At 64.8% G+C, this 25,461-nt stretch carries 31 protein-coding genes; 13 read left to right on the top strand and 18 right to left on the bottom strand.

Annotation, left to right across the window (positions count from 1 at the left end; genetic code table 11):
• The first annotated feature begins 126 nt into the window (after positions 1–126).
• The 3 genes from LB569_RS18335 (at position 127) to LB569_RS18345 (ending at position 3,899) form a co-directional block, all read left to right on the top strand.
• Positions 127–1,074, top strand: a complete 948-nt coding sequence (locus LB569_RS18335; protein ID WP_224693537.1) for a substrate-binding domain-containing protein — start codon at positions 127–129, stop codon at positions 1,072–1,074.
• A gap of 231 nt (positions 1,075–1,305) precedes the next feature.
• A complete protein-coding gene (locus LB569_RS18340) occupies positions 1,306–2,886 on the top strand; it encodes a sugar ABC transporter ATP-binding protein (RefSeq protein WP_224693539.1) in 1,581 nt (526 codons plus the stop codon).
• On the top strand, positions 2,883–3,899 hold the full coding sequence (locus tag LB569_RS18345; RefSeq protein WP_224541467.1) for an ABC transporter permease: 1,017 nt from the start codon (positions 2,883–2,885) through the stop codon (positions 3,897–3,899). The genes LB569_RS18340 and LB569_RS18345 overlap by 4 nt, the downstream gene beginning before the upstream one ends.
• Before the next feature lie 42 nt (positions 3,900–3,941).
• Here LB569_RS18345 and LB569_RS18350 read toward each other — a convergent pair whose 3' ends face one another.
• The gene (locus tag LB569_RS18350) at positions 3,942–4,520 is read right to left on the bottom strand and encodes a flagellar basal body-associated protein FliL (RefSeq protein WP_224693541.1); all 579 of its coding nucleotides are present in this window, start codon (positions 4,518–4,520) and stop codon (positions 3,942–3,944) included.
• 251 nt (positions 4,521–4,771) lie between these two features.
• Here LB569_RS18350 and LB569_RS18355 point away from each other — a divergent pair, with 251 nt between their 5' ends.
• Together LB569_RS18355 and LB569_RS18360 are read left to right on the top strand one after the other, a co-directional pair.
• Complete coding sequence (locus LB569_RS18355; RefSeq protein ID WP_224693543.1) at positions 4,772–5,644, top strand: hypothetical protein; 873 nt, start codon at positions 4,772–4,774, stop codon at positions 5,642–5,644.
• 72 nt (positions 5,645–5,716) lie between these two features.
• Positions 5,717–6,019: a hypothetical protein gene (locus tag LB569_RS18360; protein ID WP_140709106.1), complete on the top strand. Its 303-nt coding sequence runs from the start codon at positions 5,717–5,719 to the stop codon at positions 6,017–6,019.
• A 36-nt stretch (positions 6,020–6,055) separates the two neighbouring features.
• On the opposite strand, the gene LB569_RS18365 is transcribed toward LB569_RS18360, so the two are convergent.
• The 4 genes from LB569_RS18365 to LB569_RS18380 form a co-directional block, all read right to left on the bottom strand.
• Complete coding sequence (locus LB569_RS18365) at positions 6,056–6,316, bottom strand: type II toxin-antitoxin system RelE/ParE family toxin (protein WP_224693544.1); 261 nt, start codon at positions 6,314–6,316, stop codon at positions 6,056–6,058.
• A complete protein-coding gene (locus LB569_RS18370; RefSeq protein WP_224541455.1) occupies positions 6,313–6,603 on the bottom strand; it encodes a type II toxin-antitoxin system ParD family antitoxin in 291 nt (96 codons plus the stop codon). The genes LB569_RS18365 and LB569_RS18370 overlap by 4 nt, the downstream gene beginning before the upstream one ends.
• Before the next feature lie 81 nt (positions 6,604–6,684).
• Positions 6,685–7,380 (bottom strand): XRE family transcriptional regulator, encoded by a 696-nt coding sequence (locus tag LB569_RS18375; protein ID WP_224693546.1) that lies wholly within the window; start codon positions 7,378–7,380, stop codon positions 6,685–6,687.
• Positions 7,381–7,455: 75 nt separating this feature from the next.
• Positions 7,456–7,767 carry a hypothetical protein gene (locus tag LB569_RS18380; protein WP_224693547.1) on the bottom strand — a complete coding sequence of 104 codons (312 nt, stop codon included), beginning with the start codon at positions 7,765–7,767 and terminating at the stop codon, positions 7,456–7,458.
• 173 nt (positions 7,768–7,940) lie between these two features.
• Between LB569_RS18380 and LB569_RS18385 the strand changes: the two genes are divergently transcribed.
• Positions 7,941–8,567, top strand: coding sequence for a GcrA family cell cycle regulator (locus tag LB569_RS18385; RefSeq protein ID WP_224693548.1), 627 nt, complete (start codon positions 7,941–7,943; stop codon positions 8,565–8,567).
• A gap of 222 nt (positions 8,568–8,789) precedes the next feature.
• Here the strand turns inward: LB569_RS18385 and LB569_RS18390 are convergent, their stop codons facing one another.
• The gene (locus tag LB569_RS18390; protein ID WP_411910205.1) at positions 8,790–9,098 is read right to left on the bottom strand and encodes a DUF982 domain-containing protein; all 309 of its coding nucleotides are present in this window, start codon (positions 9,096–9,098) and stop codon (positions 8,790–8,792) included.
• 108 nt (positions 9,099–9,206) lie between these two features.
• Positions 9,207–9,488 (bottom strand): DUF982 domain-containing protein, encoded by a 282-nt coding sequence (locus LB569_RS18395; protein WP_224693550.1) that lies wholly within the window; start codon positions 9,486–9,488, stop codon positions 9,207–9,209.
• A gap of 92 nt (positions 9,489–9,580) precedes the next feature.
• On the opposite strand from LB569_RS18395, the gene LB569_RS18400 reads away from it, so the two are divergent.
• From LB569_RS18400 to LB569_RS18410, 3 genes are read left to right on the top strand one after another with little or no spacing between them, the layout of a single operon-like run.
• Complete coding sequence (locus LB569_RS18400; RefSeq protein WP_224693551.1) at positions 9,581–10,246, top strand: YdaU family protein; 666 nt, start codon at positions 9,581–9,583, stop codon at positions 10,244–10,246.
• Positions 10,167–10,472 (top strand): hypothetical protein, encoded by a 306-nt coding sequence (locus LB569_RS18405; protein ID WP_140708897.1) that lies wholly within the window; start codon positions 10,167–10,169, stop codon positions 10,470–10,472. Before LB569_RS18400 ends, LB569_RS18405 begins: the two co-directional genes overlap by 80 nt.
• Before the next feature lie 59 nt (positions 10,473–10,531).
• A complete protein-coding gene (locus LB569_RS18410) occupies positions 10,532–11,119 on the top strand; it encodes a DUF6456 domain-containing protein (protein WP_224693552.1) in 588 nt (195 codons plus the stop codon).
• Positions 11,120–11,155: 36 nt separating this feature from the next.
• Here the strand turns inward: LB569_RS18410 and LB569_RS18415 are convergent, their stop codons facing one another.
• From LB569_RS18415 to LB569_RS18425, 3 genes are read right to left on the bottom strand one after another with little or no spacing between them, the layout of a single operon-like run.
• On the bottom strand, positions 11,156–11,920 hold the full coding sequence (locus LB569_RS18415; protein ID WP_224693553.1) for a GIY-YIG nuclease family protein: 765 nt from the start codon (positions 11,918–11,920) through the stop codon (positions 11,156–11,158).
• On the bottom strand, positions 11,917–13,098 hold the full coding sequence (locus LB569_RS18420; protein ID WP_224693554.1) for a DNA cytosine methyltransferase: 1,182 nt from the start codon (positions 13,096–13,098) through the stop codon (positions 11,917–11,919). Before LB569_RS18420 ends, LB569_RS18415 begins: the two co-directional genes overlap by 4 nt.
• A 1-nt stretch (position 13,099) precedes the next feature.
• Positions 13,100–13,513 (bottom strand): very short patch repair endonuclease, encoded by a 414-nt coding sequence (locus LB569_RS18425; RefSeq protein ID WP_224693556.1) that lies wholly within the window; start codon positions 13,511–13,513, stop codon positions 13,100–13,102.
• A 147-nt stretch (positions 13,514–13,660) separates the two neighbouring features.
• Between LB569_RS18425 and LB569_RS31960 the strand changes: the two genes are divergently transcribed.
• A complete protein-coding gene (locus tag LB569_RS31960; protein ID WP_224693557.1) occupies positions 13,661–14,596 on the top strand; it encodes an HNH endonuclease in 936 nt (311 codons plus the stop codon).
• Positions 14,597–14,665: 69 nt separating this feature from the next.
• Here LB569_RS31960 and LB569_RS18435 read toward each other — a convergent pair whose 3' ends face one another.
• Positions 14,666–14,983: a hypothetical protein gene (locus LB569_RS18435; protein ID WP_140708893.1), complete on the bottom strand. Its 318-nt coding sequence runs from the start codon at positions 14,981–14,983 to the stop codon at positions 14,666–14,668.
• 217 nt (positions 14,984–15,200) lie between these two features.
• Here LB569_RS18435 and LB569_RS18440 point away from each other — a divergent pair, with 217 nt between their 5' ends.
• Complete coding sequence (locus tag LB569_RS18440) at positions 15,201–16,061, top strand: NmrA family NAD(P)-binding protein (RefSeq protein ID WP_224693558.1); 861 nt, start codon at positions 15,201–15,203, stop codon at positions 16,059–16,061.
• 29 nt (positions 16,062–16,090) lie between these two features.
• On the opposite strand, the gene LB569_RS18445 is transcribed toward LB569_RS18440, so the two are convergent.
• From LB569_RS18445 to LB569_RS18455, 3 genes are all read right to left on the bottom strand, one after another.
• On the bottom strand, positions 16,091–18,175 hold the full coding sequence (locus LB569_RS18445) for an acyltransferase family protein (protein ID WP_224693559.1): 2,085 nt from the start codon (positions 18,173–18,175) through the stop codon (positions 16,091–16,093).
• Between the two features lie 352 nt (positions 18,176–18,527).
• Positions 18,528–18,830, bottom strand: a complete 303-nt coding sequence (locus LB569_RS18450; RefSeq protein WP_140708887.1) for a hypothetical protein — start codon at positions 18,828–18,830, stop codon at positions 18,528–18,530.
• 429 nt (positions 18,831–19,259) lie between these two features.
• On the bottom strand, positions 19,260–19,847 hold the full coding sequence (locus LB569_RS18455) for a TetR/AcrR family transcriptional regulator (RefSeq protein ID WP_224693560.1): 588 nt from the start codon (positions 19,845–19,847) through the stop codon (positions 19,260–19,262).
• A 151-nt stretch (positions 19,848–19,998) separates the two neighbouring features.
• Between LB569_RS18455 and LB569_RS18460 the strand changes: the two genes are divergently transcribed.
• Positions 19,999–21,000: an NADP-dependent oxidoreductase gene (locus LB569_RS18460; protein ID WP_224693564.1), complete on the top strand. Its 1,002-nt coding sequence runs from the start codon at positions 19,999–20,001 to the stop codon at positions 20,998–21,000.
• Here the strand turns inward: LB569_RS18460 and LB569_RS18465 are convergent.
• The 4 genes from LB569_RS18465 to LB569_RS18480 all read right to left on the bottom strand — a co-directional run bounded on the left by LB569_RS18465 (position 20,993) and on the right by LB569_RS18480 (position 24,252).
• Positions 20,993–21,667 carry a GntR family transcriptional regulator gene (locus LB569_RS18465; protein ID WP_224693565.1) on the bottom strand — a complete coding sequence of 225 codons (675 nt, stop codon included), beginning with the start codon at positions 21,665–21,667 and terminating at the stop codon, positions 20,993–20,995. The genes LB569_RS18460 and LB569_RS18465 overlap by 8 nt on opposite strands.
• 47 nt (positions 21,668–21,714) lie before the next feature.
• The gene (locus tag LB569_RS18470; RefSeq protein ID WP_224693567.1) at positions 21,715–22,458 is read right to left on the bottom strand and encodes a helix-turn-helix domain-containing protein; all 744 of its coding nucleotides are present in this window, start codon (positions 22,456–22,458) and stop codon (positions 21,715–21,717) included.
• Between the two features lie 265 nt (positions 22,459–22,723).
• Positions 22,724–23,101, bottom strand: a complete 378-nt coding sequence (locus tag LB569_RS18475; RefSeq protein ID WP_224693569.1) for a hypothetical protein — start codon at positions 23,099–23,101, stop codon at positions 22,724–22,726.
• Positions 23,102–23,220: 119 nt separating this feature from the next.
• Positions 23,221–24,252 carry a hydroxyacid dehydrogenase gene (locus LB569_RS18480; protein WP_224693571.1) on the bottom strand — a complete coding sequence of 344 codons (1,032 nt, stop codon included), beginning with the start codon at positions 24,250–24,252 and terminating at the stop codon, positions 23,221–23,223.
• A 138-nt stretch (positions 24,253–24,390) separates the two neighbouring features.
• On the opposite strand from LB569_RS18480, the gene LB569_RS18485 reads away from it, so the two are divergent.
• The gene (locus LB569_RS18485) at positions 24,391–25,461 is read left to right on the top strand and encodes a LacI family DNA-binding transcriptional regulator (protein ID WP_224693573.1); all 1,071 of its coding nucleotides are present in this window, start codon (positions 24,391–24,393) and stop codon (positions 25,459–25,461) included.

Raw genomic sequence — 25,461 nt, forward strand, 5'->3', positions numbered from 1 at the left:
GTCAGCTGGAGCGGCATGCGTTCTTGGCGCAAGGAGGATGCTCCAACACTTTAACCGGCGCGCGATCCTTCCTTGAAACCGGTCCCGGTTTTTGGGGGCCGTGCGCTTTCGTGGAGGAGGAACCCAATGAACAGACGTGAATTCCTGATGACGTCCGTGGCCGCGGGCGCCATGATGCTGGCCGCACGCTCGGCTTTCGCCGAGGACAAGCTCACCATTCTCGGCTCTGTGCCCAGTCTGGGCTTTCCGTTCTTCGTGCACATGCTGAACGAGATCAAGGCCGAAGCGCAGGCGCAAGGCGTCAATTTGACCGAGAGCGACGGCCAGAACTCGGCCACCAAGCAGACCGCCGACATCGAGGCGGCCCTGGTGCAGAAGGTCAACGCCATCGTGATCTCGCCGCTCGACGTCAACGCGCTGGCGCCGGCGATCGAGGAAGCGGTCAAGGCCGGCGTTCCCGTGGTGACGATCGACCGCCGCGTCGACGGCGTGGAAGGCATCCTCGCCCATGTCGGCGCCGACAACGTCAAGGGCGGCGAGGCCGAGGCGCAGGCCGTGGTGGCGGCATTCCCCAATGGCGCCAAGCTGTTCCACCTGCAGGGCCAGCCTGGCGCGGGTCCCGCGATCGACCGCAACAAGGGCGTGCACAATGTGCTCGATCCGGTGAAGGACAAATACCAGATCATTTATGAGCAGACCGCCAACTTCGCCCGCGCCGAGGCGTTGTCGGTGACGGAAGCCGGCCTAGCCGCCAACGGCAAGCCGGACGCCATCATCTGCGCCAATGACGACATGGCGCTGGGCGCGCTCGAAGCCTGCGCCGCGCGCAACTTCACCGACGTCAAGATCTACGGCTTCGACGCGCTGCCGGAAGCGCTGGTCGCCGTGCGCGACGGCAAGCTCGCCGGCACGGTCGAACAGTTCCCCGGCAAACAGTCCCGCACCGCCGTGCAGATCGCGGTCGCCTATGCCAAGGACAAGACCGAGCCGAAGGAGAAGCTGGTGCTGTTGACGCCCATCGTCATCGGCAAGGATAATTTGGACAAGGCCGAGAGGTTGAACGAGACGAAATAGGGCTGATTGGCAAGGCAGGCGGGGCATCGCCCCCCTCTGCCCTGCCGGGCATCTCCCCCTCAAGGGGGAGATCGGCCGTATGTTTGGCTTTCGCCAATTTTAATGCCGCAGGAGAAGGCGACGACAGCGATGCTGCCAATCTCCCCCCTTGAGGGGGAGATGTCCGGCAGGACAGAGGGGGGCGTTCAAGCGCTGACGGAGCCCGGATGAACTCCACTAAGGAAACAACCCTTGCCAGCTGAAGCCGCACCCGTCCTGCTCGCCGTCGAAGGCGTCACCAAGCATTTTTCCGGCGTCACGGCACTCAGCGACGTCTCGCTCGACATCCATCCCGGCGAAATCCTCGGCCTGCTCGGCGAGAACGGCGCCGGTAAGTCAACATTGCTCAAAATCCTGTCGGGCGTCATGCCACCCTCCAGCGGCCGCATCATTTTCGACGGCGCCGAATACACCCCGTCCAGCCCGCAGGACGCCAAGCGGCTCGGCATCGTCACCATCTACCAGGAACTCAGCCTGATCCCGACGCTGACGGTGGCGGAGAACATCTTCATCGGGCGCGCGCCGACCGGGCCGCTCGGCCTGGTGAGCTGGCGCAGGATGGAGCAGGAGTCCCGCGCCATCATCGCCCGCGTCGGCCTCACAATCGACCCGTTGACGCCGGTCTCGGCGCTGTCGGTGGCCGAACAGCAGCTGGTCGAGATCGCGCGTGCGCTGTCGCTCAAAAGCCGGCTGATCATCATGGACGAGCCGACTTCGGCGCTGACCGAGACCGAGGTGCAGCGGTTGCTGTCGATCATGGACCGACTGCGCAAGGACGATGTCGCGATCATGTTCGTCACCCACCGGCTGGAGGAGGCATCCGCCATTTGCGACCGCATGACGGTGCTGCGCGACGGCCGGCTGGCGGGGCATCTCGACCGTCAGGGCGGGCCGATCAAGCTGCCCGCCATCATCGAAAAGATGGTCGGCCGCGCCGCCTCCGAACTTTACGCCAGGCCCGCGCAGCGCGCGGTGGCCGGCGATGTCGTGCTTTCGGTGCGTGGCCTGCGCACCGTGCGCGACCCCGAGGCGCCGCATGCCATCGTGCTCGACGGCGTCGACATCGACCTCAAGGCGGGCGAAATCCTCGGCGTTGCCGGTCTTGTCGGCTCGGGCCGCACGGAGCTTGCGCGTGCCATTTTCGGTGCCGACCGGATCGCGGCGGGAACGATCACGCTCGACGGCAAGCCGATCGCGCCTGCTTCGCCGGCCGACGCCATCAAGCTCGGCATCGGCCTGGTGCCGGAGGACCGCAAGCACCAGGCGATCTTCGCCGCGCTCGGCATCCTGCCGAATTTCTCCGTCGCCTCGCTCGGCCGCTTCAGCACCGGTTTTGGGTTCATGGCCGAGCGGCGCGAGCGCGACGCGCTGTCGGGTTTCAGGAAGATGTTGTCGATCCGCATGGCGTCGGCCGAGCAGGCGATCGAGGGCCTGTCGGGCGGCAACCAGCAGAAGGTGATCCTGGCGCGCTGGCTGGCGCGCGATCCAAAAGTGCTGATCGTCGACGAGCCGACGCGCGGCGTCGATGTCGGCGCCAAGGCGGAGGTCCACCAGATCCTGGTGCAGCTGGCGGCGCGCGGCATAGCGGTGATGATGATCTCGTCCGAACTGCCCGAGGTGCTGGCGGTGTCGGACCGCATCGTCACCATGCGCCGGGGCCGCATCACCGGTGAGATGCCGGGCGTCGAGGCAAATGAGGAAAAACTGATGGAACTGATGGCGCTCGACAGGCGGGAAACGCCGCCACAGGATGCGGAGGGGCAGGCACGATGAGCATCGCCGAGGACCAGAACCAGCGCGGCGGCGCGACGCTCGCAAAGCTTTTGATGAGTTTCGGGCCGCTGCTGTTCCTGGCGGCGCTGGTCGTCGTCTTCACCGTGCTGAAGCCGAGCTTCATCGACCCGATCAACCTCTTCAACATCACGCGCCAGATCTCGATCACCGGGCTGATCGCGCTCGGCATGACCTTCGTCATCCTCACCGCCGGCATCGATCTTTCGGTCGGCTCGCTGCTCGCCTTCTGCGGCATGGTGGCGGCGGTCGTGGCCAAGGGCGGCACCGCCAACACGCTGTCGCTGTCGACGTCGGGCACGCAGGGTTTTGGCTGGTTCGCCGCACTGCTGGCGGCCGTCGTGGTCGGTGCGCTCGCCGGCGGCGTTCAGGGGCTCGCCATCACAAGGCTGAAAGTGCCGCCCTTCGTCGTCACGCTGGGTGGGCTGACGGTATTTCGCGGGCTGACGCTGACCATCTCCAATGGCGGCCCGATCTCGGGCTTCGACGCCTCGATGCGCTGGTTCGGCACCGGCCTGATCGGCCCGGTGCCCGTGCCGGCGCTGATCTTCGCCTTCGCCGCCATATTGTGCCACATCGTGCTGCGCTACACGCGCTATGGCCGCGCCGTCTACGCCGTCGGCGGCAATGCGGAAGCCGCGCGGCTGTCTGGCCTGCGCGTCGACCGCATCCTGGTCTCGGTCTATGTCATCGTCGGCTTCTTCGCCGGGCTCGCCGCCTTCGTCTTGTCGGCGCGGCTGAATTCCTCCGAGGCGGTCGCCGGCATCGGCTACGAGCTGACGGTGATCTCCGCCGTCGTCATCGGCGGTACGTCGCTGTTCGGCGGCATCGGCTCGGTCGGCGGCACGGTGGTGGGGGCTGCGCTGATCGGCGTGCTGCAGAACGGGCTGCAGTTCAACAACGTCTCGTCCTACACGCAAAGCATCGTCATCGGGCTGATCCTGATCCTGGCGGTGGCGTTCGACCGGTGGCTGAAGTCGCGGGTGAGGCGGTAGGTCGCAAGGTCTGGGGGGGCCTCGCATCAGCCGGAAATCATTTCAACCCGGCAACTTCTCCTCGATGATCCGCGTCGAGCCCGGCACCAACTGTCCGGCATGGTCGAAGCGCAGCACCACCACCCAGTTGAAGACATCGCGCGGCCATTTGCCGTTCGGCAGCAGCGCGTTGGGGTAGACGCCGAAGGCCTTGATCAACTTGCTCAACTGGCCGTGATGCCAGGCGATCAGGATCGACTTGCCGTGCGTTTCGCTGGCCAGCGCGGCGACCAGGCCCTTGACGTCCTTGTCGGCGAAGCGCTGGTCGATCGGCAGTTTCAGGGCTTGCGCGAGCGGCGTCAGCGTCAGCCGTTCACGCGCGCTGTTTTTGGAATCGGCGCTGGCCACCAGCATATCGGGCCGGACCGGCGTGCCGTCGAGCATGAAGGGTTGAAAATAGGCGACATAGGCCTGCGCACGGGCCTCGCCCGCCGGCGACAGGCCGGTGCCGCTGTCGGGCTTCTCGCCATGGCGCACGATCAGCACGGTGGCGTCGGCAAGCCCCGATAGGGTGTCGCCGGCGGCATGGGCGGACAAAGCGAGTGCCATCATCCAGGCGGCTACAAGAACAAGGCGTTTCATGGCGGGTCCTTCCAGCGCTTTTCGAGGCATCAATCAGCGCATCATTCCGACGGAAAGAGGGCCGCCGGCATGCGCGGCGGCAAGGTAGCGAGCAGCGGGTGCGCGGAAGGTTCCCGGCCCGGTTGCAAAACATCGGCGCCTTGCTAGAAAGGCCGGGGCGGGTGGCGTCATGAGGGGTGCTCATGGTTGCCGACATCATCAGGCCGATCAGCTTGAGCTTTTCGCTGCTGCGGCGGTTCTGGCCGCAGTTCGTGGCGCTGGTGCTGGCCGGGGTGCTGGCCGGCGATCTGCTGATGCAACTGGCGGCGAAGGTGGCACTCGCCAATCATTTCGCCGGGCTTGCCATGCTCACCCTGGTGGCGCTGGCGCAACTGGTGGTGACGGTGGCGATGTTCCATGTGTTGCGGCCGGGCCTGCCCAACGTGCTGGCCGCGCAGCGCGGCGCGGGCAAGGCCGCGGCCGCCGGCAAGCAGGCTGGCGATACCGACCGGCGCGGCTCGCGGCTGGTGCGCATGATCACCATCGCACTGCTGCCGTTCTTCGCCTATTACGCGGCCTGGGGTTCCTCGGCGACATCGTGCGGCAATATTCGCGCGAAACGCTCGACCAGGCCGATTTCGGCCAGAGCGCCAATGTGCTCGACGTGCTCGAACTCAGGCCGCTTCGAGCGCCCACAGGCGATGGCCGTAGCGGCGGAAGAAGCGGGCCATGAGAAGCTGCCGCCTTGCCCTGGCGAGATCGGGCAGGCGCCGTTCCTGGCGCCAGCGCGGCATGTTGCGCCAGCCGGCGATGAAGCGGGTGGCCTCCTCGACGGCTTCGTGCGCCGACAGCGCCGGGCCGATCGCGGCCAGGAACAATGGCTCCGACTGTTTCAGCTCGTCGATGACGGCCTTGCGGCTGAAATGGTCGAGACGGGCCTGCGCGATGCCGTTGCGGCGGATCGCATCGAAGGCTTCCAGCAAGACTGGACTGTCGCCGGTATAACCGCAGGCGCGGGCGAAATCGGCGGCATCCATTCTTGCTCCCGGATCATGCGCGTGCAATTCCGCGCCGACTCACATCTGCAAGAATTATATAAGCATAACTCAAACAGACATAAAAGAGAGACTTTTGGAGGTGTTTGAAAACCGCGACTCGACTCCCGCTTCAAAACACGGGAAGATAGGAACAAATCAGAAACAAAAGGACAGGGGATGATGGCGTTGCCAGGCAGGGAAGCAGTGATCGCGCAGGTCGCCTCGCTGGCGGTCGAGTGCGCCGATTGCGGCCGCAACAGGTGGTGGCGGCCCGATCAGCTGAAGCGGTTCGGGGTGAACGGCAACACGCCGCTGGCCGCCTTGTCGGGCAGGATCGTGTGCTCGGCCTGCCGCGCCGACGGGCTGCCAGGCACGGCGATCTCCATCCAGGCCGCCTTCATCGACGAGCGCCAGCGCGTGCGCAACGAAGCGCGCATGCTGAGCGACCGGGACGTGCCGCTGGAAGGGGCGAGGCGGGCTTGAGGAGCGCTGGCTGGTAGCTGTCAGCGGACGTCGTCTTCATCGGAGAGAATGACGTCTCGTCCCCCTGACACTGAATGCGATCGTGGCTCGCCGGTGATAGCCGACGGTACGTAGGCCCGGTCTGATGTCGTCGTGGCGTGTGCCGCGTTCGGGAAACACGTCAAATTCCGCGCAATAGTCGATCAGGCGATCGACATAGGTTCGCGCAATCCGCTCGCCTGCCTGAGGAACCAGGTAGGACAACAAATCCGTCAGGTCGTCCTCCGCGGCCTTGCTGAAGACGACCCTGTACGTCATCCTTGGCGCGACGGCTTGCCCACGAGGGCGTCAATGCGCCCATGCAGCCGTTTGCGCACCTCCTCGAGAGGTGCAACGAGGGAAGGATCCTTATGGAGCGCGTCCATCGTCGGTGCGACCTCTTCCCGCAACCAGCGATCGACCGCCGCGTCGCGCGCCGCGAGAGTTCTCAGGCCATCGCGAATAACTTCGCTTTCGGTGGCGTACTCGCCCGATGAAACCTTCTCCTTCACCATCCGCGCCATTTCGAGCGGCAAGGTAATGGTCAGGGGCTGGGTGCTGCGCATTGTCGTTTCCTGAGTGGCGTGTGACTTAATCATACGCTTTTGTGGGAGCAGCCGCTAGGTGGGATGGTGCACCATGGGCCGCTAATACCCCAGCAGTTCCTTCAGCGGGATGACACGCCAGACCTGCTTGATGGCGTAGCGGTTGAAGGTCAGCGTCCTGGGTGGATTGTATTGTTCGACCACCAGCTCGCCCGCGGTGCGCCGGACCAGTTTCTTGATGAAGGCCTTGCCGTTCTTCTCGTTCTCTTCGGGAAAGGTCTCGATCACCACATGGTCGCCCGGCACCGCGTCGCGGCCGCCGCAATAGATTATGTCGCCGGGTTCATAGCGCGGCACCATGGAATCCGAGAGCACATGCAGCGCGAACACTTTCGGCAGGTTGCGCACGCCTGGCGGACGCTGGACATATCCCGCTGGCTCGCCGTTGAAGGTGAAGTCGCCGTCATCGCCGCCGACGGCGGCGCCAAGCACCGGAATATCCATCGCTCCGGCCGGCAGCGGGCCGGCATCGGTGACGATCTCGGCGTCCGCCACCGGCCCGGCGTCGTCGAGGAAGACGACCTGCCCCTGGCCGAGCGCCACGGGGTCGACGCGCAGGAAGGCGGCCGTCTTCAACAGGTTCTCGGTCTTGGGCAGGTTGCGCCCGGTTTCCCAATTGCCGACGGCGGCGACATCGGTGTCGTTGTGCTCGGCGATATGGCGCATGACCAGGCCGCGCTGCTTGCGGGCCTGGCGGATCGCGGCTCCGACCCTGATCGACAGTTGCGTTTTCACCATGGCCTCATGTGATCGACAAGTCCTGCTTCCGTCCATGAAAGAATGGCTTGCATCATTTTTTGAGTTATGCTTATATCAACCCATGCAAAAGCTCAACCCCCTCAGAGTCGACAGCGCCTCCAGCCCGGCCTTGCCGGTCTGCCCTTTCCCTTCCGACCCGGCCGCCTCCTCCCCGGCCGGGGCGAAGCGCGAAGCCGATTGCCTTGACGCATCGGCCTCGCGTCCGGTCCGCCCTTCCGCGGCGGCCGGAACGGCCGGAGCCGCCGCTCCCCGCGGCTCCGGCCCCCCATTCGACCCGGCCACGGGTTGTTCCCTGATCGGCACGCGGACCGTCGTCCTGTACCAGCCGAAGACGGGCAGGGCGATTTCCGCCGGCGATAGGGACATGGCGCTTGCCGCGCCCGTCGGCCGGCCGGGCTGAGAGCAGGCCCCTCCACAGGCAATCCCACCGGTCGACAGGCCGGACCACGGCCGACAGCCCATGGCGGCTGTGGGCAAACCCCGACGCTTGCCTGAAGGCGCCGTGCGCGGCAGCCGCTGGCCGCGCAATGGAGACGGACATGGCAAGCTACAGCGACAGTGAATTGCAGGCGATCGCCGCCTGGCTGAAGGACGGGCTTTCGGCCTCGCGCATCGCGGCCGTGTTCAGCCAGCAGCGTGGCTCGCCGGTATCGCGCAACGCCATTATCGGCATCGTCCACCGCAACGCCATGCTGGGCGCGATCGGCTTTGCCAATGGCAAGGGCCTGCCGGCAGCGGTGGCCGTGGCTGCGCGCCACGCCGCCACGGCGGAACGCAAAGCCGTGGCCAAGACACCGGCTCCCGCCTCGGCACCGGCGGCGCGCAAACCGGCCACACAGCTCAAGCGGGATCCTTCGCCGGCCCGGCCACGGCTTTTCCAGCGCGAGGCGGGGCTGCTGGTCGCCGACGGGCAAACCTATCGTTTCAAGGTGCCGGTCCGGCCGCGCGCTCCCATCGGCCGGCAGCCGCATGGCGTGGCCATGCGCTTCATCGACTGTCTGTTCAACCGCTGCCGCGCGCCGCTCGACCTGACGCTGGAGGACGATCCTCAAAATGATGCGCCCGGCGGACGACCCGGCCAGGAGATGCTGTGCTGCGGCATGCGCACAAGGGGGATGAAAAGCTACTGCACCTACCATCAGGCGCGCTTTCAACGCCGGGTCTGAAAATGAGAGCTTGCCTTCTCCCCGTCTCTATACGGGAGAAGGTGCCGGCAGGCGGATGAGGGGCAGCGCCGACATGGCGGATTTGGAGCTTCAGCGGACGCCAACCTGTGGAAACGCTTGTTCTGCCGTCATTGCCCTACCGGGCATGCTCCCCGTTCATGGGAGAAGGACGCTCCGCGAAATATTGGGAGAATTGCCTTGAACCGCTATCGCGCGGCACCGCTATTTCGGCATCTGACGGCCTTGCTTGGGCAGGCGGCTCTGCACCGTCCTTGCCTCCAGCGCCACCCCAGGGCCGCCTCCGGCAACCAGGATGCCGGTAACGCGGGCGAAGCCGGTGAAGACCTTTATCGCGTCGGATTGCGAGATCTGCGCGGCGATGGCCGCGCTGCAGGCGTTGAGGGCGCTGCGGTAGACGTGACCCCGCCGCTCGATCGGCCAACGCTGCAGGAAATCGGCGGCGTCGCTGACGGTCTCGATTTCCTCGACATGCCCGTCCAGGCACACTTTGAGCGGCACTCCGGTTTTCATCGTACCCACGGCGTTCACCTTCGGTCTGGCGTCAGAGCGCGCGGCTTTCAAGCCGACGCTCATAAACGCACGAGGCCGGCAGGCGGTTGCATCGCCGCCGCGCCCGACTCAGGGGCCGGCCGCGGCGTCAAGCCAATCATGCGCGCGGCTGCGTGGCCTGCTCACCAATATGCCCTGCTGTCTGGCCGCCTCGCGGAAGGCCTCGAAGGCGGGGCGCGGACAGCACGTGCCCTCGACGGCGAGCCGGACGAGCCGTGCGGCCTCGAGATAGCCCGGTGCGGTCTTGTCGGGCCATTGCTGATGAAGCGCCGTCGCCGCGTCGGCCACCGAGCCGACCAGCATGGTCTTGTTGTCGCAAAAGCGCAGGGTCACCGGCATGAAGGCCGTCATCGGCGGTCCTCTCCTTGGTTTGGACGCGTCACAACGTCCGGGCCGGGGACTGGTTCCATGAGCGCGAGCGCAAGCACGGCGTGGAGCGCGGCATGAGCGAACGGCCCTTCATGCAGCTTTACGTCTCCGATTTCGTCGGCGACACGCTGCAGCTCTCGACCGAGCAGATCGGCGCCTACATGCTGCTTTTGATGGCAATGTGGAATGCCGGCGGGAGCCTGCCCGACGACGAGGCCAGGCTGGCGCGCGTGGCGCGCCTGCCCTTGAAACGATGGCGGGCGATCAGCGCCGATCTGTTGGCCTTCTTCGAGCGCGAGGGCGGCCAGGTCGGCCACAAGAGGCTGACCAAGGAGCTGCGCAAGGCGCTGCTCAAGAGCGAGGCGAGGGCGGCCGCCGGCGCGCGTGGCGGGGCCGCTACCGCCTTGAAAACAAAGGCGCATGTCACGGCAAATGCCGATGTTTTGGCGCGGCATTCTCCAGACACCAGAAACCAGATGGAAAAAGCTTCCGCTTTTTCAGCGCGCGGGGCGCGCGAAAGCGTGGGGATTTCGATGCGGGAAAGCGGTGAGGGTGCTTCGCGCTCGCACGGCCCGGGCCGGCCCAGAAAACCACCGGGCTGGATCAGGCCGAGAACCCATGGCGACGCCGCCAACACCATCATCAAGGAGCTCCGCGCACATGACCACGGCCGAACTGCAGCAGGCGACGAAGGCGCTGGCGGCACTCTTCTCCTGCTTCCCGCAATCCGCGCTGACTGACGTCGAGATGCAGATGCGCGGCTATCTCGGCGCCGTCAGGGATGCCGAACTGGGTGATCTGCAGGCCGCCATCCAGCGCTTCGTGCGCGGCGAGGTGAGGAGCGGCAACGCCCAGTTCTGCCCTTCGAGCGCGCAGCTCTGCATCGAAGTGCGCGAGCGGCGGGTGATGCGCGAACTGCTGGCGCGGCGGAGTGGGCAAGCGGCGGCAAAACAGTTGACGGGATGATCATCTCCGCCAGCCTTTCCAACAAAACGTCACACCCCAAACCCGAGAGGAGCCACCCCATGCCCAAAAAAGCCAGACCCGCCAAGCCGCAGGCGCCGAAACTGCCGAAGGGCGAGGCCGAGCAGGTGCGCATCCGCCGCGAGGTCGGGCATGATTTCGCGCTGAGAAACGACGCCTTCGGCCGCAAGCGGCTGACATCGGGCACGGCCGAGGCGCGGCGCGTCTACGAAGTGTCGAATGACGGCCACACCTCGACCGGCGGCATCGTGCGGGTGCGCAATGTCGATCCGCTCGTCGGCATCACCTCGCTGTCGCGCCAGCAGCGCGAGGCCGGCCTGCGCTACCGCGAGCATTTCCGGTGCAGCCAGCAGGCCGACATCAAGCCGATGCGCTGGACCGAGCGCGTCGACGGCGGCCGCACCGGCGGCATTGCCGACAGCGTGCTCAACGCCGGCCGCGCCCACGCCGCGGCGACACGGGCGCTCGGGCATTGGGACGTGGCGGCGATCGTGCGAAAGGTCGTGTGCCTGGAACAACCGGTGAAGACCGTGGCCGAGCAGAATGGCGAAGGCCGCGACGTGGTGACGAAGCTCTTGAAGCTCGGGCTGGACCTGCTGGCGGTGCACTATGGGATGATGGGGCGGTGAGGGAAGGACAGCACGCAGGTTTTAGAGACGCCGTTCTTACATCTTCGAAACCGCAATCACCTCCGCTTGCGGGTATTCGCGTTCCTCTTTGTAGAGAATGATGTAACCGGCGAGGGCGGTTGCCTGCCATCCCGAGGGCAGGGCCGCGACGACATGGCGGATAGCGGTGCGTGGAGTGAGCGGACCGCTCAATGACGAAAGCACGGTGCTGTCGAAATCGTCGTGGGGCTTCCTATTCCGGCCGCCGCTCCCTTGATAGCGGAAAGTATATGGCAAAGCCTCCTTGAGGCGTGCGAGAGCGCTAGCGGCTGTTTCGTCGGCATCAATGGCGAAAGCCAATTCCCGATCGATGTCGATGGGAAATTGAGCATCATAGTTCTTGGGATCTACCTTGGTCGTATCGCGTTCTCGCCCAGGATCATTCGAGCCGAATCCGCTACCGTTCCAATCAATCGCTTTCACGCCGCCATAGTGGCGGATGAGGTCCGATTCCAGATCTACCGCGGTGAACACGAAGATGCGCACCGCCTTAAAACTTACCCGAGCCGGATCGAGACCGACACGATGCATGATCTTGCGCGCATGGCGCGCTAGACGTTTGTGAAGACCAGCATCGGCGTCGGTCTTGCCGACGTATACAACGCGATCGTCAAGCAGAAGCTGATAAACGCCCTGTTCTTCGGGAACCTCTTGCAAGTTCGCGCTGTTGAGTGGGGCGGTGTCGAGTTCGTCGAGCACTTTGATAAGGCGCGCCAACAAGGCGCCAGGAAGGTCGAATTCGAACTCGGTATATGCCTTCATTTCAGGAAGTCCGATCCCCCAAATGATAGATGGCGTTTCACGCTGCGCGCGATGATGTTCGCCAGTTCCACCGGAACAGCATTGCCGAGCTGACGCATGGTTTCGGACCATGCGCCGTGGAAACGGAAATTATCTGGGAATGTCTGCAAGCGCGCGCTTTCGCGCACGGTGAAGTAGCGCACGCTACCATCCGGCCGCAGCAGCATGTTCTCGCCACCCGGAACGCCGTGGACACCTGCTTTCAGCGTCTTGGCCGGTTCGTCGAGTGGGCTTCCGGTATGCCCGGGGTAGGATCGCGCCCCGGGTTGGAACCGGTGGTTGTTATGGTTCGCGGCTTTTCGCAATTCATGCTCGGGATCGGGCAGATCGCCAATCGCGTCTCGCGTCGTCCGCCATGGCGCGGTTTTTGGTTTGACGTCGAGTCGTGCCGCGCGCTCGGAATGCCTATCGCCAACCTTGCGATCAGCATTGCGGACCTTGTGTCGATCCCAGTAGTCCCCCTTTTCCTGATCCCACAGCAAGGCCTCGAGAGAGTGCGTCTCCAACGGGAAAGCCCATTTGATGTCGAGGTCGGCCCGGAAGCCTACAAAAATCACGCGCTCCCGACGCTGCGGGATACCGTAATTCGCCGCGTTCAACGACCGTGGAACGACCCGATATTCAAGGCCTCTCGGTCCGCGACGGCCGGTATGATGCTTTTCAAGGCGGCGCAGATGGCTTTCCCAACCCTCGTCGGATTCGGCGACCAGCTCCGGGTAAGTCATTTGCAGCACGATGTGTGAAAAATACGTCGCGAAGGTTTCGCGGGTCAGCCCCTTCACATTCTCGAAGATGAAGGCGCGTGGCTTGGTTTCCCGAACCGCCCGGACCGCTTCCGGCCACATATCACGCGAATCCAGATGGGCGCGATGCTTGCCGCCCAACGAGAATGGTTGGCAGGGCGGGCCGCCTGTCACCAGATCGATCTTGCCCTCGTGCGCACGAAAATCCACGCCGCGGACATCGCCCTCGATGGGCTCGGGCCAATCACCAACCAGCCCGAGGCCATCAGCCCGATTTTCGCGAATGGTATCGCAGCACCAGCGATCCCACTCAACCACGGCTTCCGGCGTGAAGCCGGCACGGCTCACGCCCATGCCAAGCCCGCCAGCGCCCGCGAACAGCTCGATCGATTTCATGCTATTCCCCCACGAATTGGCGCAGTTTGTTCTCTAATTGTTCACTCTGCCGCAATTCGCATTCCCAGACAACCAGTACATTCCAGCCGAGCCGCTTCAATGCATCCTGTTTGAGGGCGTCGCGCTCCGCGTTCGCCGACAATTTTGGTTTCCAAAAGTCCAGGCGGGACTTTGGAAGCCGGGCGAGCCGGCATGCCGGATCGTCGTGACGATGCCAAAAGCACCCATGAATGAAAATCGCCTTTTTGCGTTTTCCAAAAACAATGTCCGGTTTTCCGGGCAGGTCGCCACGATGGAGCCGGTAGCGATAGCCCATCCCGTGGAGTAGCCGGCGCACGACCATCTCCGGCTTCGTATCCCTGCCATGGATACGCGCCATCCGCTCGCTGCGTTCGGTGGTCGAGAGGGTGTCCACTTTTCATGATCCCATGATTCGGGAAGATGGTGTTGCGTTTTGCCGCGAAAGTGAAGGGCCAGAGGCGCAAGCATTGATGGAGGCAGACATCTCGCACGAAACTTGAAAGCTCGCTAAGCTCGATACCAAGCAGTGCCTGGGGGAATCGTGAAAGCCGTTTTCGATGTGAAGCCTGGCTCGGGTTACGACGACGACATTTCCCGTCGCTATCATTTTCCTGCCCGCAATAATTATCTGGAAGCGGCCCGAAACGCCATTGGCGATTGGGTGCTCTTTCGTGAGCCGCAGCGTAATGGCGGCCGCCGCGCCTATATCGGCTATGCGCGTGTGACCGATGTCGTATCAGACCCTGAACGGTCTGATCACTATTATGCCTATGTGGCCGACTATCTCGAATTTCCGACGCCGGTGCCTTTCGTCACCAACGGCCGCTACGCGGAGGCGTTATTGCGCGATGTCCTCGATCCAAGCCGTGTCGGTCAGGCCGTGCAGGGTAAGTCAATGCGCCCGATCCTGAATGAGGATTTCGACGACATCGTTCTTGCTGGCTTGAAAGAGACACTCGATCCCATCAACGCCAGAAAGCTCACTTCCGATATGCAGCCGTTGGATCTACCGCTGCCAGTGCAACCTGGTTTTAGAGCACAGCCCGGTTTTGCAGAGACAGTCGATCGTCGGGTAGAGCAGATTTTGCTAAACCGCAAAGTCCGTGACGCGACCTTCCGGCTCGAGGTTTGCCGCGCGTACGAGGATACCTGTGCCGTCACCGGCTTGCGCATCATCAATGGCGGTGGTCGAGCTGAAGTTCAGGCCGCTCATATCAAGCCTGTCGCGGCTGGTGGTCCCGATGTTGTGCGGAACGGCATCGCGCTATCGGCCACTGTACACTGGTTGTTCGACAGGCACCTGATTTCCATGGATGAGAACCATCGGCTGCTGGTCGCGCATAATCGAGTTCCCAGCGAATTGAGAAACCTCTTTCGCCCTGAATCCCAAGGTTTGCACTGGCCCAAGGATCCGCGATTGAGGCCAGATCCGGCGTTCCTGGCTCATCACCGAGAGCAGTTCGCGGGCGTGCACTGATGTTGAAGCCTTTTATCCGCCCGTTGGAAGCGATCCGGCCGGCTGATGCCGGCCGGATCAATCCCAAGCTCAAAAGCGGCAGACGCGCACTCTTTCGATGACGCGGTGGTGATGGCGCCAGTGCTTCACCAGTTCGGTGTGGCAGCGGCGATGGTGCATGCCGTAATAGCGCGGGCGGTAGCCGTCGTCGCTGTAGCGGTAGTGGCGGCGGCCGTAATAGGAGCCGTCGTCGGAATAATGGCGGTAATAGTCGCGATGTCTGGGAACGTAGTAATCGTCATCATAGCCGTTCCCGATGCCAAGCGTGATGCTGGCGGCATTTGCGGGGGCGATCACGGACACCGCCGAGACGACCGCGATCACGGATGCGAGCAAGAGCTTTTTCATGACAACCTCCTCCTTAAGGTATGTCTAATAAACGTCGCGGCGGCGGCCCTGTTCCCATAAAAATTGGCGAATCGATGGTTCGAGCCACGCGCCGTGACGGCAAAGCGCCTGTCCATGGCGGTGCATGGCCGCACGTGTCAGCATGGTGAGGCGCGTTTTGAACCTTGGTCGCCGCCATCCATTCCCCCTGTACACAAACAGCCAGGGAGAATGGACCATGCATATCATTCTTGGCGGCACCGGGCATGTCGGCTCGGCGGCCACGGCGGCGCTGCTGCGCCAGGGCGAGGCGGTGACGGTGGTGACGCGCGACGAGGCCAAGGCGGCGCCTCTGGCCGCCCAGGGCGCCGAGGTGGCGGTGGCTGACGTGCTCGACGTCGAGGCGCTGCGTGGCGTGTTCAGGCGCGGCAGGCGGGCGTTCCTGCTCAATCCGCCGGCCGACCCCTCGACCGACACGGATGCCGAGGAGCGCAGGACGGTGGCGGCGATCATCGCCGCGCTGGACGGTTCGGGGCTGGAGAAGGTGGTCGCGGAATCGGCCTATGGCGCGCATGCCGGCGAGCGGGCCGGCGACCTCACCGTCCTGCATGGGCTGGAAGAGAAGCTGCATCGTCAACCCATTCCGGCCAGCATCATCCGTGCCGCCTATTACATGAGCAATTGGGATGCCTCGCTGGAGACAGCCCGGCGTGACGGCGTGGTCCACACGCTTTTGCCGGCGGATTTCGAACTGCCCATGGTGGCGCCCCGCGACCTCGGCGAGGCGGCGGCGCGCCTGCTGATGGAGCCGGTGGAAAAGAACGGCCTGCATCACGTCGAGGGGCCGTCGCGCTACACGGCGAGAGATGTCGCCGCCACCTTTGGCGAGGCGCTCGGCAAGCAGGTGAGCGTGGTCTCGGCGCCCCGCGAACATTGGGTGGAGGCGTTCGAGGAGATGGGGTTTTCACCGCAAGCCGCGCAATCCTACGCGCGCATGACGGAGGTGACGGTTGATGACACCTATGATCCGCCGACCAGGCCGGAGCGCGGGAAGGTGACGCTGGAGCGCTATGTGGCTGATTTGGCTGGGTCAGGCTGAGTGGATAAGGAGGAACGCCGCGCTGCCCCTCATCCGCCTTCCGGCACCTTCTCCCCGTGAACGGGGAGAAGGGAGCCAAGCCTTTCTGGAAACAGCGCCTTTTCCAGCGGTTCTTCCAGCGTTTCGGCAAACGCCGTCGCCAGATGGTGCCGGTCGCGGAAGGCGAGCTTGCCGCCGATGAAGACGTGGCAGGTGGCGCTGTCGCAGAAGCGGTCGGTGAGGTCGACATAGAGCGTGCCGGGCACGCTTTGGACCACGGCGCGCTCTTGCGCCGCGGCGCCGTCATTGGCGGCCTGCGCCCGCGGCGTGTCGCACCGCGAGGGCGCCTCGCGCCACCACAGCGCGCGGGCGACGCAGGCATCGGCGAAGCTGCCGCCGATCGGCGTGTCGCGGATGACGGCGGTCGCGACGCCGGCCTGGCTGAAGGCCTCCAAGGTGGAGCGCAGGCCGGCCTGCCAGCGCGCGGTCTCGGCGGTGCGGCCGGCGGCGGTCATGTCGCGCGTCAGATTGCCGATCGAGAATTCCGAGATCACCACCAGGCGCGGCTTCCCGCGGATGATGTCGGCTATCGCCTGTTCGCGCCAGGCGTCGCATTCGGTGTAGTCGCGCTTGAGCACGGCGCTGAAGGTCGACAGTCGCGAGGCGCGGCATGACGACTTCAGATAGGTGACCACCTTGGTGTCGTTGCGCCGGGCCGCCGCGACCAGCGGCGTCGACCAGTGGTCGGCATGCGAATCGCCGAACAGCACGATGGTGTTGGCGGCATCGGCCGGCCCGAAGGTGCACGGTTTCGGCTTCACCGTCTGGAAGTCGAGCAGGCAGTTCGCGTCGGTGGCGCGCGCGAGGGAAGGCTGTTCGGCGGCCTCTTCGATGCCGCGCTGGGTGGGGTCGATGCTGCGCGTGGCCAGATGCGCGTTCGCGTAGGCGGCCGCCACGCCGGCGCCTGTCAGCACGAGGGCGGGGGCCAGCACAAGCCCGGGGAAAAGCCGGAGCGGTCTTGCGTCCGGACCGGCGTTGAGGCGAAAGGCTTTCGCGGCCGCCGCCAGCCAGTCGCCGCGCCGCGCCGGATTTTCGATCAGCCGATAGGTGAGCGCCGACAGAACCAACGCCAGCACGGCGCAGCCGAGGCGCTGCGCCACGCCGAGATCCGGCCGCAGCATCCCGGCATAGACGATGACCGGCCAGTGCCAGAGATAGAGCGAATAGGAGAGCGTGCCGACCCACTGCAAGGGCGCCAGCGAAAGCAGGGCGGCGGGCGCCAGGGCCTGCCAGCGCCCTACGCCCGGGGCGTCGCCCTGCTCGCCGGCGCCGCTCAAGAGCACCAGCACGGTGCCGACAACCGGCAGCAGCGCGTACCAGCCGGGAAAGGGCAGGTCTTCGCTCAAGGTGAGATAGGCTGTCGCGATCAGCGCCAGGCCGAGCCACCCCTGTGCCGCCCCTAGCCAGGATCGGTGATGCCAGAGCGCCGGCGAGACGAATGTCGCCAGGCCGCCGGCGGCGAACTCCCAGGCGCGCAGCGGCGAGAAGTAGAAAGCCCAGGCCGGCGCCAGGCTGGTGAGCCAGAGGCAAGCGGCGAAGGAGGCGAGGCCGACGATGCCGATCACCGCCACGGTCATGCGCCGGCCCGGCCGCAGCCAGGCGGCCAGGACAAGCAGCGCCGGCCAGACGAGATAAAACTGCTCCTCCACCGACAGCGACCAGAAATGGATGAAGGGGTTGCTCAAGGCGTCGGCGGCGAAATAGTCGAACGACCAGCGCAGCAGCCACAGATTGATGGCGTAGGCCGCCGCATACATGGCGCCGCGCGAATAGAGCGCCTGTTCCTGCGGCGCCATGATGAGGCTGCCGACGGCAAGCGTGGCCAGGATGACAAAGATCGCGGCCGGCAGCAAGCGCCGTGCGCGCCTGGCATAGAAGCGCCAGAGGTCGAGCCGGCCGGTCTCGGCGATCTCCCGCATCAGATGCGTCGTGATCAGCCAGCCGGAAATGACGAAGAAGATGTCGACGCCGGCAAAGCCGCCCGGCAGCGCCGTGAGGCCGAAATGGTAGGCGACGACGCCGCCAACCGCCAGCGCGCGCAAGCCCTGTATGTCAGGCCGAAACGATGCCGCCACGAGGTCTCCTTGGTGCAAGCCCGAAGCCCAGCCCTTGCCGGTATCGGCCGGGAAGTCGCTACCGCAATGCAACAAGTTTCTTATCGCAATGCAACATGTTTTTCGCAATGCAACATGGCCAGAAAAAGGACGAGCGGTGGGAAGAGGTATCGCCTGGGTGCCGATGGATCCGGCTTTACCCGCCGTCGACACAAGCGCCGCGCGGCCTCCCAGGAGCGAAGCCGGCACGCCGCATCAGCCTTTCCGGGGGCGAAACCGGCGAACATGATCAAACGGGCGACAAGTCGGGGCGGCGGCAGTGACAAAAAGACAGCCCCGCGAACGGGGCTGTCTCCAGGGCAGTGGCGCGTTATCAGCTGCCGCCATTCAGCTTTACGCTGCTGCAGAATTCCGGATGGGTGTTGGTGGGGTTTGCGTTCTTGGCCTCGTCGGCGCAGGCGGTCTTCATCGCCGTCTGGTCCTCGGGCGTCAGCGCCTTCCAGGCTTTCACGAAGTCATCATTGCCGACCATCGTCTTCATGCCGGAGTCCGTGTAGAACGGCTTCATCTTGGCAGGATCGTCGAGGGCGGACGTTCCCGTGCTGCCTCCCGCGAGAGCCGAACCGGCGGCCATTGAAAGCGCCATCGCGCCAAGACAGATCATCTTGATGTTCATGATTGGGTCCTTCCCTGTTGCTTTGTGACCGTCGAAGCAACGATCAAGCTTTCTAACGAAACAGTTTGCCCGAAAGTTCCGGATTTTCAGGCCAAAATTCCCCAAATGGGACAAAATAGCGTTTAAACCTTCGCCGGATCTGAAAGCAACGCGGTTCTGTCCTGCATCTACTGGTTTCAGCCCAGCCCCTCCCGCCGCCGGCGCCTGCGCGGGCTTCTGTGTGTCGGCCAGGCTTCTGGCCGCCTGGACAACTTCTCGATTCGTCGATGGTTCCCCGGGCGACCGACGGCCTCGGGCGAGCATAAAAAAAACCGCCGGCAAGAGGCCGGCGGGCATTGAATGGAGGGTCTTGCTATCGCCTTGGCGATCACGCAGCAACGAGGGCGGCTTGCGGAAAGTTTCAGGCTCTCGCCGTCTGTTGCTTCGGGCTCAGCCGGCTGGTGCTCGGCGACCCTGTTGGATCAGCGACCGGGCCGCGTCCGCTCCGGCCGCCAGGATGCGATCCGACAGGTCCGGCCCTTCCACGGCGCGGGCCAGTTGAAGCGCGCCGATGAGTGTCGCGAAGATGCCGAATGCCACGCCTTCGGGGTCGCTCGTATCGGGCGGGAGGGCGGCCGACACCTGCCGCACCAGGATCATCAGGCGCTCGGTATAGAGCTGCCGCGTTTCGGACTGCTGCCGCGCGATTTCCGGCAACAGCGCGGCGGAAGCGCAGCCCGTGCCCGGATTGTCGCGGTGCTCCGGCGACAGGTAGGCGTCCATGGCCTTTTCCAGCCCGCCGGAGGCCAGCGCCTCCGCGATCTGCCCGGACTGGCCCTCCAGTGCCGCCGCCACGCATTCCCGTACCAGCGCCGTCTTGGAGGGAAAGTGCGGATAGAAGGCGCCGTTGGTCAGCCCGGCGTCGCTCATGATGCTTGCCAGTCCGGAGGCGGCGATGCCGTCGCTGCGGAACCGCTCGGTGGCGACCTCCATGATCCGGCCGCGCGATGCATCCTTCCGGCCCTTTTCGTAGCGCATGTCCTTGCTTTCCCACATTACTATTGCATTATGATCATAATCTGATATTACGAGCATAATTCAATCTGTCGCGGAACGCTAGCCCGAGGGGCTCTGGAGCATCAAATGAAACGCACTCCGGAAAGATCGCGATCGTGAGAGAGCGAGTGCGATGAAAGCCTTTGTCGTCGACAAATATCAGAAGAACGGCGCGCTGCGGCTCGCCGAAATGCCCGTGCCCGAGCCGGGGGACAATGACGTCCTGGTCGAAATCCACGCCGCCGGCGTGAACGTTCTGGATTCCAAGCTCCGGGACGGGGAGTTCAAACTGATAGTGCCGTATCGGCCGCCCTTCGTCCTGGGCCACGACGTGGCCGGCGTCGTCGTGCGCGTCGGCTCGAAAGTCCGCAAGTTCAAACCCGGTGACGAAATCCTTGCACGGCCGCGCGATGGCCGGATCGGGACATTCGCCGAATTCATCGCCATCGACGAGGCCGACATGGCCCTGAAGCCGAAAAACCTCAGCATGGAGGAGGCCGCCTCCATGCCCCTGGTCGGCCTGACCGCCTGGCAGGTGCTGGTCGAAAGGGCGGGCTTACGGAAGGGCCAGAAGGTCTTCATCCAGGCCGGTTCCGGCGGGGTGGGCACGATAGCCATCCAACTGGCGAAGCATCTCGGCGCCACGGTCGCGACGACGGCGAGCGCGGCGAGCACGAACCTGGTGAAAAGTCTCGGCGCCGATATTGTCGTCGACTACCGGAAGGACGATTTCGAGCAGGTGCTGCAAGGCTACGACGTCGTCGTGAACAGCCAGGATGCCAGGACGCTCGAAAAATCGCTGCGCGTGCTGAAGCCGGGCGGGAAGCTGATTTCCATTTCCGGTCCGCCGGATCCAGGCTTCGCCAGCAAGCAAGGCCTGAACGTCGTGCTGAAGCTGGGGATGTGGTTTCTCAGTCTCGGCATACGCCGCAGGGCCGAACGCGCCGGTGTCGACTATTCCTTCCTGTTCATGTGGGCGCAAGGCGATCAGTTGAGCCGGCTCGCGTCGCTTGTCGAAACCGGCATCATACGCCCTGTCATGGACCGGACGTTTGCGTTCGAACAGACCAACGAAGCCCTGGCCTATGTCGAAACCGGGCGCGCCAAGGGCAAGGTGGTCATCAAGGTCAGGTAGGAACAGTCGGGAGCGAGGCCTCGACCTCCTGGAGATAAAAAACCTTGCTCGGCTGCAGGTGGTCGACGCAGAGCTGCGCCAGCACCCAATTGTCGCTGCGCTTCAGCGCCTCGATCATCATCAGATGGTGCTGGCGCGAGATGTCGAGCTTGTCCCGGTCGGCCAGGGAATTGGCCCGCACCGGCAGGCTGAGGCGCATATAGTGCTCGATCGAGGCCACCAGATAGGCATTGCCGCAGGCCGAGAACATGGTCAGGTGGAAGCGGTCATTGGCCTCGTGGATGCCTCTGAGATAACCGGCGTCGACATGGCCGCTGTAGACATGGTGGATCTCGGTCAATTCCGCGATCAACGCCTCGCTCGCCGGCAGGCGGATCATCAGCGCGGCCTGGCGCTGCAGCATCTCGCGCACCTCGTAGATCTGCCGCACTTCCTCGGGCGCGAGCCGGCGCACCATGGCGCCCTTGTTGCGCTCGCGCGTGGCGACGCCGAGCCTTTCCAGCTGGTAGAGCGCCTGGCGGATGATGTGGCGCGAGACCGGGAAACGGGCGAGCAGCACGTCCTCGACCAGGCGCGTGCCGGGCGCCAGCCGGCCGAAGATGATGTCTTCCTCCAGCGCGTGCACGATATCGGCTTCCTTGCCGCCATAGTCGACCGTGTTGAGCATCGCTCTCTCTCGTTGGCCAGGCCAAATCATCCTTGGCGCCGACCACTCTAGCCTTCGCGCGCGAGGCTGGCCACAAGCTGGTCGAGACGCGGGTCGTCGAGGCTGACGACGCCCGACATCCGCATTGCCTGCCGCAGGCCGATCCTGCCGACTTCCTGGCGCATGATGACCTTGATGCAGGCCGGCCCGGCTCCGGTCAGGACGAAGGCCTTGCCGACCAGCACCGGCTCCGAGAAGGGCGCCCATTGCACGGCCATGATCGACGGCTCGGCGGTCTGGCGGCGGTTGATGGCGGCGAAATAGATCCAGTTCAGGCGCGAGATCGCCACGCCATAATGCCAGCCCGGGACACGCGCGCCGCCCTGGCGATGGCCCTCGACCCAGCGGGTCACGCGCCTGAACGTCACCAGCTCGGCCTGCCGCCGCACGAAGGTGACCGAGCGCATCAAAAGGTCAGGGCGATCGGGAACCGCGAAGTAGGTGAAGTAGGCGCCGCCGGCGATGGCGGGGCTGGGGCCGCGAACCATGTTTTCGTAAAGCGTTTCGTGCATCGGCGACAGGAGGGCGTGTTGCGATGCCGCCGCTTCCGGCGCGCGGTACAATTCGTCCTCGTCGATGCGGAAATAGTCGCAGATCAGTCGCGCCGTGGCCCGGTTGGGCAGGCTCTTGCCTTGCAGGTAGCGTTCGAATTGCGAGCGGTTCATGTTCAATCCGCGGCAAACCGCGCTCACGGACGGATGGCTGCCGACCAGCCGTCTGAGATTCGCGGCTAGATTCCTGCGAATTGGCACGACCCCGCCCCGACGTCCCGACCATATTCAAGCAATTGCTGATATTAGGGCAATGTCGCACAAGATGGGCGCGGCGCGAATGGGACCTTCGGCCAATATCACGTGAGATGGAGAAAGGCCCGCCACCGACGCGACTCGTGACGGGCCTTCTGGAGTAGGCCGGGCGTCCCACCGCCCTGGCCGTTTGCAAAACCCGCCGGCGGCGCGATCGTTCCATCACAACGGGAGGCCCACCTCTGGGAGAAGGGGTATGCCTTGCGGATCGCTATCTATGAATGATCCATTCTATCAAGCCGGTCTCGACCAGATCGCAGCCGGTAAACTCGTGAACGAGGCTTCTGGCCAGATCGCGCCATTGACACTCGGGCACCTTCGTTTCCGAGACCAGATCTCGAAACACAGCGCGCAGAATGTCGGCATCGAACGCCGAGACGGCAACGGGAACCGGGTCATCTGCCCAGGCTCGGCTGTCGTCGCGCTGGCGTTGGCGAATCCGCTTCAGAAGCTCGCGCGATTGCGCGATCACGCGCCGGGAATGGTCTATTTCGCGGCGAAAGGCGACGTTCCCAGCAATGGAACGATGTCGTAGCAGGAAGCTGGCTTCGATAGCGGCCTGCGCTATGTCTTTATGGCTTCCAATCATCGCTGCCTCCCGAGTTGCATTTTTTACGCCTTTGAAGGCGCATCTCAAAGGGGATTCAACGTACGATTCGGTACAGACCTCGCCGATGCGGTTCAGCGATGCTCACACCGCCCGGTTGCTCAGTTCCTGTCGGACGGCTTGGAGCGCATCCTCGACACCGTCTCGCGTTCGGCGCGCTTGGAGCGCAACGGCGGCAGGCCCCGATCGATCAGGTCCATGTCTTCCAGCACCATGTCGCCCATGCGCTTGAAGGCGATGTCGAGGGCGCCGGCGCGGTGGGCGGAGCGCAGGAAGCCGGGCAGCGCCCGCACGGGATGGTCGCCCGCCAGCGGCTCCTCGGGAAAGACATCACTGGCGGCAAGGATGTGGCCGCTCTTCACCGCCGCCATCAAAGCCGGGAAATCGACCACGCCGGCACGGCTGAGCAGGATGAAGGCGGCGCCCTTGCGCATCGCGGCGAAAGCGTCGGCGCCCAGAAAGCCCTGGTTCTCGGAGGTCACCGAGGCCACGACGAAGACGAAGTCGCTCGACGACAGCACCGCGTCCAGCGAGGCCGGCTCGACGCCATTTTCCCTCAGGATCGACGGCGGCAGCCAGGGGTCGAACACTTTTGTTCGGGTGCGGAAACCCGACAGCAGGCGGTTGAGCGCGCGCCCGAGATCGCCGAAGCCGATAATGCCGACATCGGCGCCCGAAAGCAGCCGCGCCGTCTGGTTGCCATCGCCGCCCCAGAGCTCCCGACCCTGGCGGAAGGCGAGGTCGGCATCGACGATGCCGCGGGCAAGGTTGAGCGCCATGGCCAGGCCGAGTTCGGCGACCGGCTCGGCGAAGACAAGGCCCGTTGTCACGACATGGATGCCGCGCGCGAACAGGGTTTCATAGGGCATGTTGTCGAGGAGGTTGCTCTCGACATTGAAGACGCAGCGCAGCGCCTTCATGGCCGCAAGCGTTTCGGCCGAGATCGGCGGCTGGCCGACGATGTAGCGCGCTTGCGCCAGCACCTCGGCCGGCAGTTGCGCTACGCCGTCCGCCGTCGTCTCGACAATGCGGTAGTTCGCCTTGAGCCGCCCCAGCTGCGGCGGCGTGAAGATCAGTTCGAGCGTGCGCGGCTCGGGCGCGCTGATGACCAGCGGCAAGGCGGTGTTCGACATGGCAATATCCTCCCGAAGCGGCTCCCAGGGCGCTTCCTAGGCAAATCTATCGCGGATTAAACGATTTACAGGCACGATAAATCGATTTACTCATTTCGGAAGCAGGCCGATACAAGCCGGCCCTCGGGGAGGAGGACAATGGCGCACAGGCAGGCCCAGCAGCGGCGTCCGTCGATCCACGACGTGGCGGATCGCGCCGGCGTCTCGGCGGCCACAGTCTCCAAGGTGTTGTCCGGCGTCGCCACGGTGAAGCAGGAGAATGCGCGGTGCGTTCTCGATGCCGTAGAACATCTGGGCTACCGGGTCGATCCGCTGGCGTCCGACATGCGCAGGGCAAGGCGCCGCATCATCGGCGCCATCGTGCCGGAATTCGAAAGCGAGTTCTTCGGCCAGATGGTCACCCAGCTGGAGAGCCTTGCCGAAGAGCGTGGCTACACGCTGGTGGCCGCCTCGAGCCGCGAATCCGAGGCGCGCGAAAAGGAGATTCTGGCCCGCATGCATGACTGGCGGGTGGCCGGCGTGGTGCTGGCCCCGGTGCGCAACGAGCACGGACCGGCGGCCGGGTTCATGAAGGCCAACGGCATGACCGGCGTGCTGATCGACCGCGTGCTGTCGGACGCGGTTTTCGACACGGTGTCGGCCGACAGCGCGGCGGCCAGCGCGCAAGTGGCGCGCGAACTGGCCGGCAGGGGCCATCGCCACATACTGATCGTCGGCCTAGGCGAACAGGCGGCCACCGTGCGCGCCCGTCTCGATGGGTTCCGCGCCGCCGCGCTTGCGCTCGCACCCGACACGCGCATCGACGTGGTGCTGGCCGAAAGCGATGTCGAGCCGCTCAGGGTGCGGTTGCGCGACTATTTCGGCGGATGCGAGCAGAAGGGCGAGCGGCCTACGGCGGTTTATTCGCTGTTCCTCAGGGGTACGCTGGTCGCGCTGTCGGAGTTCCGCCGGCGCGGCTGGCGTTGCCCTGACGACATTTCGCTGGTCGGCTTCGACGATGCCGAATGGATGCAGGTGACATGGCCGGCCATCGCCGCCGTGGTGCAGCCGGTGGGCCGCATCGCGGAACACGCCATGGCGGCGCTGTTTGCCAGAATCGAGGGCGGGGAGGGGCCGCCGGCCGCGCGGCTGGAGCCGTGCCGGCTCCTGATGCGTGATTCCGTGGGTCCGCCGGCCGGCAATGCGGCGGCACGGGAAGGGAGAGGTTGA

Origin of the sequence: Mesorhizobium sp. BH1-1-4 (genome assembly GCF_020165665.1) — a bacterium.
In the GTDB taxonomy this organism is placed as follows: domain Bacteria; phylum Pseudomonadota; class Alphaproteobacteria; order Rhizobiales; family Rhizobiaceae; genus Mesorhizobium.

Excerpts from the sequence above, each read along its gene's own strand:
- LB569_RS18375 (WP_224693546.1), bottom strand. The coding sequence starts at position 7,380 with ATGGTGAAAACGCAACTGTCGATCAGGGTCGGAGCCGCGATCCGCCAG.
- LB569_RS18345 (WP_224541467.1), top strand. The coding sequence starts at position 2,883 with ATGAGCATCGCCGAGGACCAGAACCAGCGCGGCGGCGCGACGCTCGCA.
- LB569_RS18440 (WP_224693558.1), top strand. The coding sequence starts at position 15,201 with ATGCATATCATTCTTGGCGGCACCGGGCATGTCGGCTCGGCGGCCACG.
- LB569_RS18365 (WP_224693544.1), bottom strand. The coding sequence starts at position 6,316 with ATGACGTACAGGGTCGTCTTCAGCAAGGCCGCGGAGGACGACCTGACG.
- LB569_RS18410 (WP_224693552.1), top strand. The coding sequence starts at position 10,532 with ATGCCCAAAAAAGCCAGACCCGCCAAGCCGCAGGCGCCGAAACTGCCG.
- LB569_RS18435 (WP_140708893.1), bottom strand. The coding sequence starts at position 14,983 with ATGAAAAAGCTCTTGCTCGCATCCGTGATCGCGGTCGTCTCGGCGGTG.
- LB569_RS18450 (WP_140708887.1), bottom strand. The coding sequence starts at position 18,830 with ATGAACATCAAGATGATCTGTCTTGGCGCGATGGCGCTTTCAATGGCC.
- LB569_RS18485 (WP_224693573.1), top strand. The coding sequence starts at position 24,391 with ATGGCGCACAGGCAGGCCCAGCAGCGGCGTCCGTCGATCCACGACGTG.
- LB569_RS18385 (WP_224693548.1), top strand. The coding sequence starts at position 7,941 with ATGGCAAGCTACAGCGACAGTGAATTGCAGGCGATCGCCGCCTGGCTG.
- LB569_RS18420 (WP_224693554.1), bottom strand. The coding sequence starts at position 13,098 with ATGAAATCGATCGAGCTGTTCGCGGGCGCTGGCGGGCTTGGCATGGGC.
- LB569_RS18400 (WP_224693551.1), top strand. The coding sequence starts at position 9,581 with ATGAGCGAACGGCCCTTCATGCAGCTTTACGTCTCCGATTTCGTCGGC.
- LB569_RS18475 (WP_224693569.1), bottom strand. The coding sequence starts at position 23,101 with ATGATTGGAAGCCATAAAGACATAGCGCAGGCCGCTATCGAAGCCAGC.
- LB569_RS18460 (WP_224693564.1), top strand. The coding sequence starts at position 19,999 with ATGAAAGCCTTTGTCGTCGACAAATATCAGAAGAACGGCGCGCTGCGG.
- LB569_RS18350 (WP_224693541.1), bottom strand. The coding sequence starts at position 4,520 with ATGAAACGCCTTGTTCTTGTAGCCGCCTGGATGATGGCACTCGCTTTG.
- LB569_RS18395 (WP_224693550.1), bottom strand. The coding sequence starts at position 9,488 with ATGACGGCCTTCATGCCGGTGACCCTGCGCTTTTGCGACAACAAGACC.
- LB569_RS18465 (WP_224693565.1), bottom strand. The coding sequence starts at position 21,667 with ATGCTCAACACGGTCGACTATGGCGGCAAGGAAGCCGATATCGTGCAC.
- LB569_RS18390 (WP_411910205.1), bottom strand. The coding sequence starts at position 9,098 with ATGAAAACCGGAGTGCCGCTCAAAGTGTGCCTGGACGGGCATGTCGAG.
- LB569_RS18405 (WP_140708897.1), top strand. The coding sequence starts at position 10,167 with ATGACCACGGCCGAACTGCAGCAGGCGACGAAGGCGCTGGCGGCACTC.
- LB569_RS18335 (WP_224693537.1), top strand. The coding sequence starts at position 127 with ATGAACAGACGTGAATTCCTGATGACGTCCGTGGCCGCGGGCGCCATG.
- LB569_RS18370 (WP_224541455.1), bottom strand. The coding sequence starts at position 6,603 with ATGCGCAGCACCCAGCCCCTGACCATTACCTTGCCGCTCGAAATGGCG.
- LB569_RS18480 (WP_224693571.1), bottom strand. The coding sequence starts at position 24,252 with ATGTCGAACACCGCCTTGCCGCTGGTCATCAGCGCGCCCGAGCCGCGC.
- LB569_RS18455 (WP_224693560.1), bottom strand. The coding sequence starts at position 19,847 with ATGCGCTACGAAAAGGGCCGGAAGGATGCATCGCGCGGCCGGATCATG.
- LB569_RS18415 (WP_224693553.1), bottom strand. The coding sequence starts at position 11,920 with ATGAAGGCATATACCGAGTTCGAATTCGACCTTCCTGGCGCCTTGTTG.
- LB569_RS18380 (WP_224693547.1), bottom strand. The coding sequence starts at position 7,767 with ATGTCCCTATCGCCGGCGGAAATCGCCCTGCCCGTCTTCGGCTGGTAC.
- LB569_RS18360 (WP_140709106.1), top strand. The coding sequence starts at position 5,717 with ATGGCGTTGCCAGGCAGGGAAGCAGTGATCGCGCAGGTCGCCTCGCTG.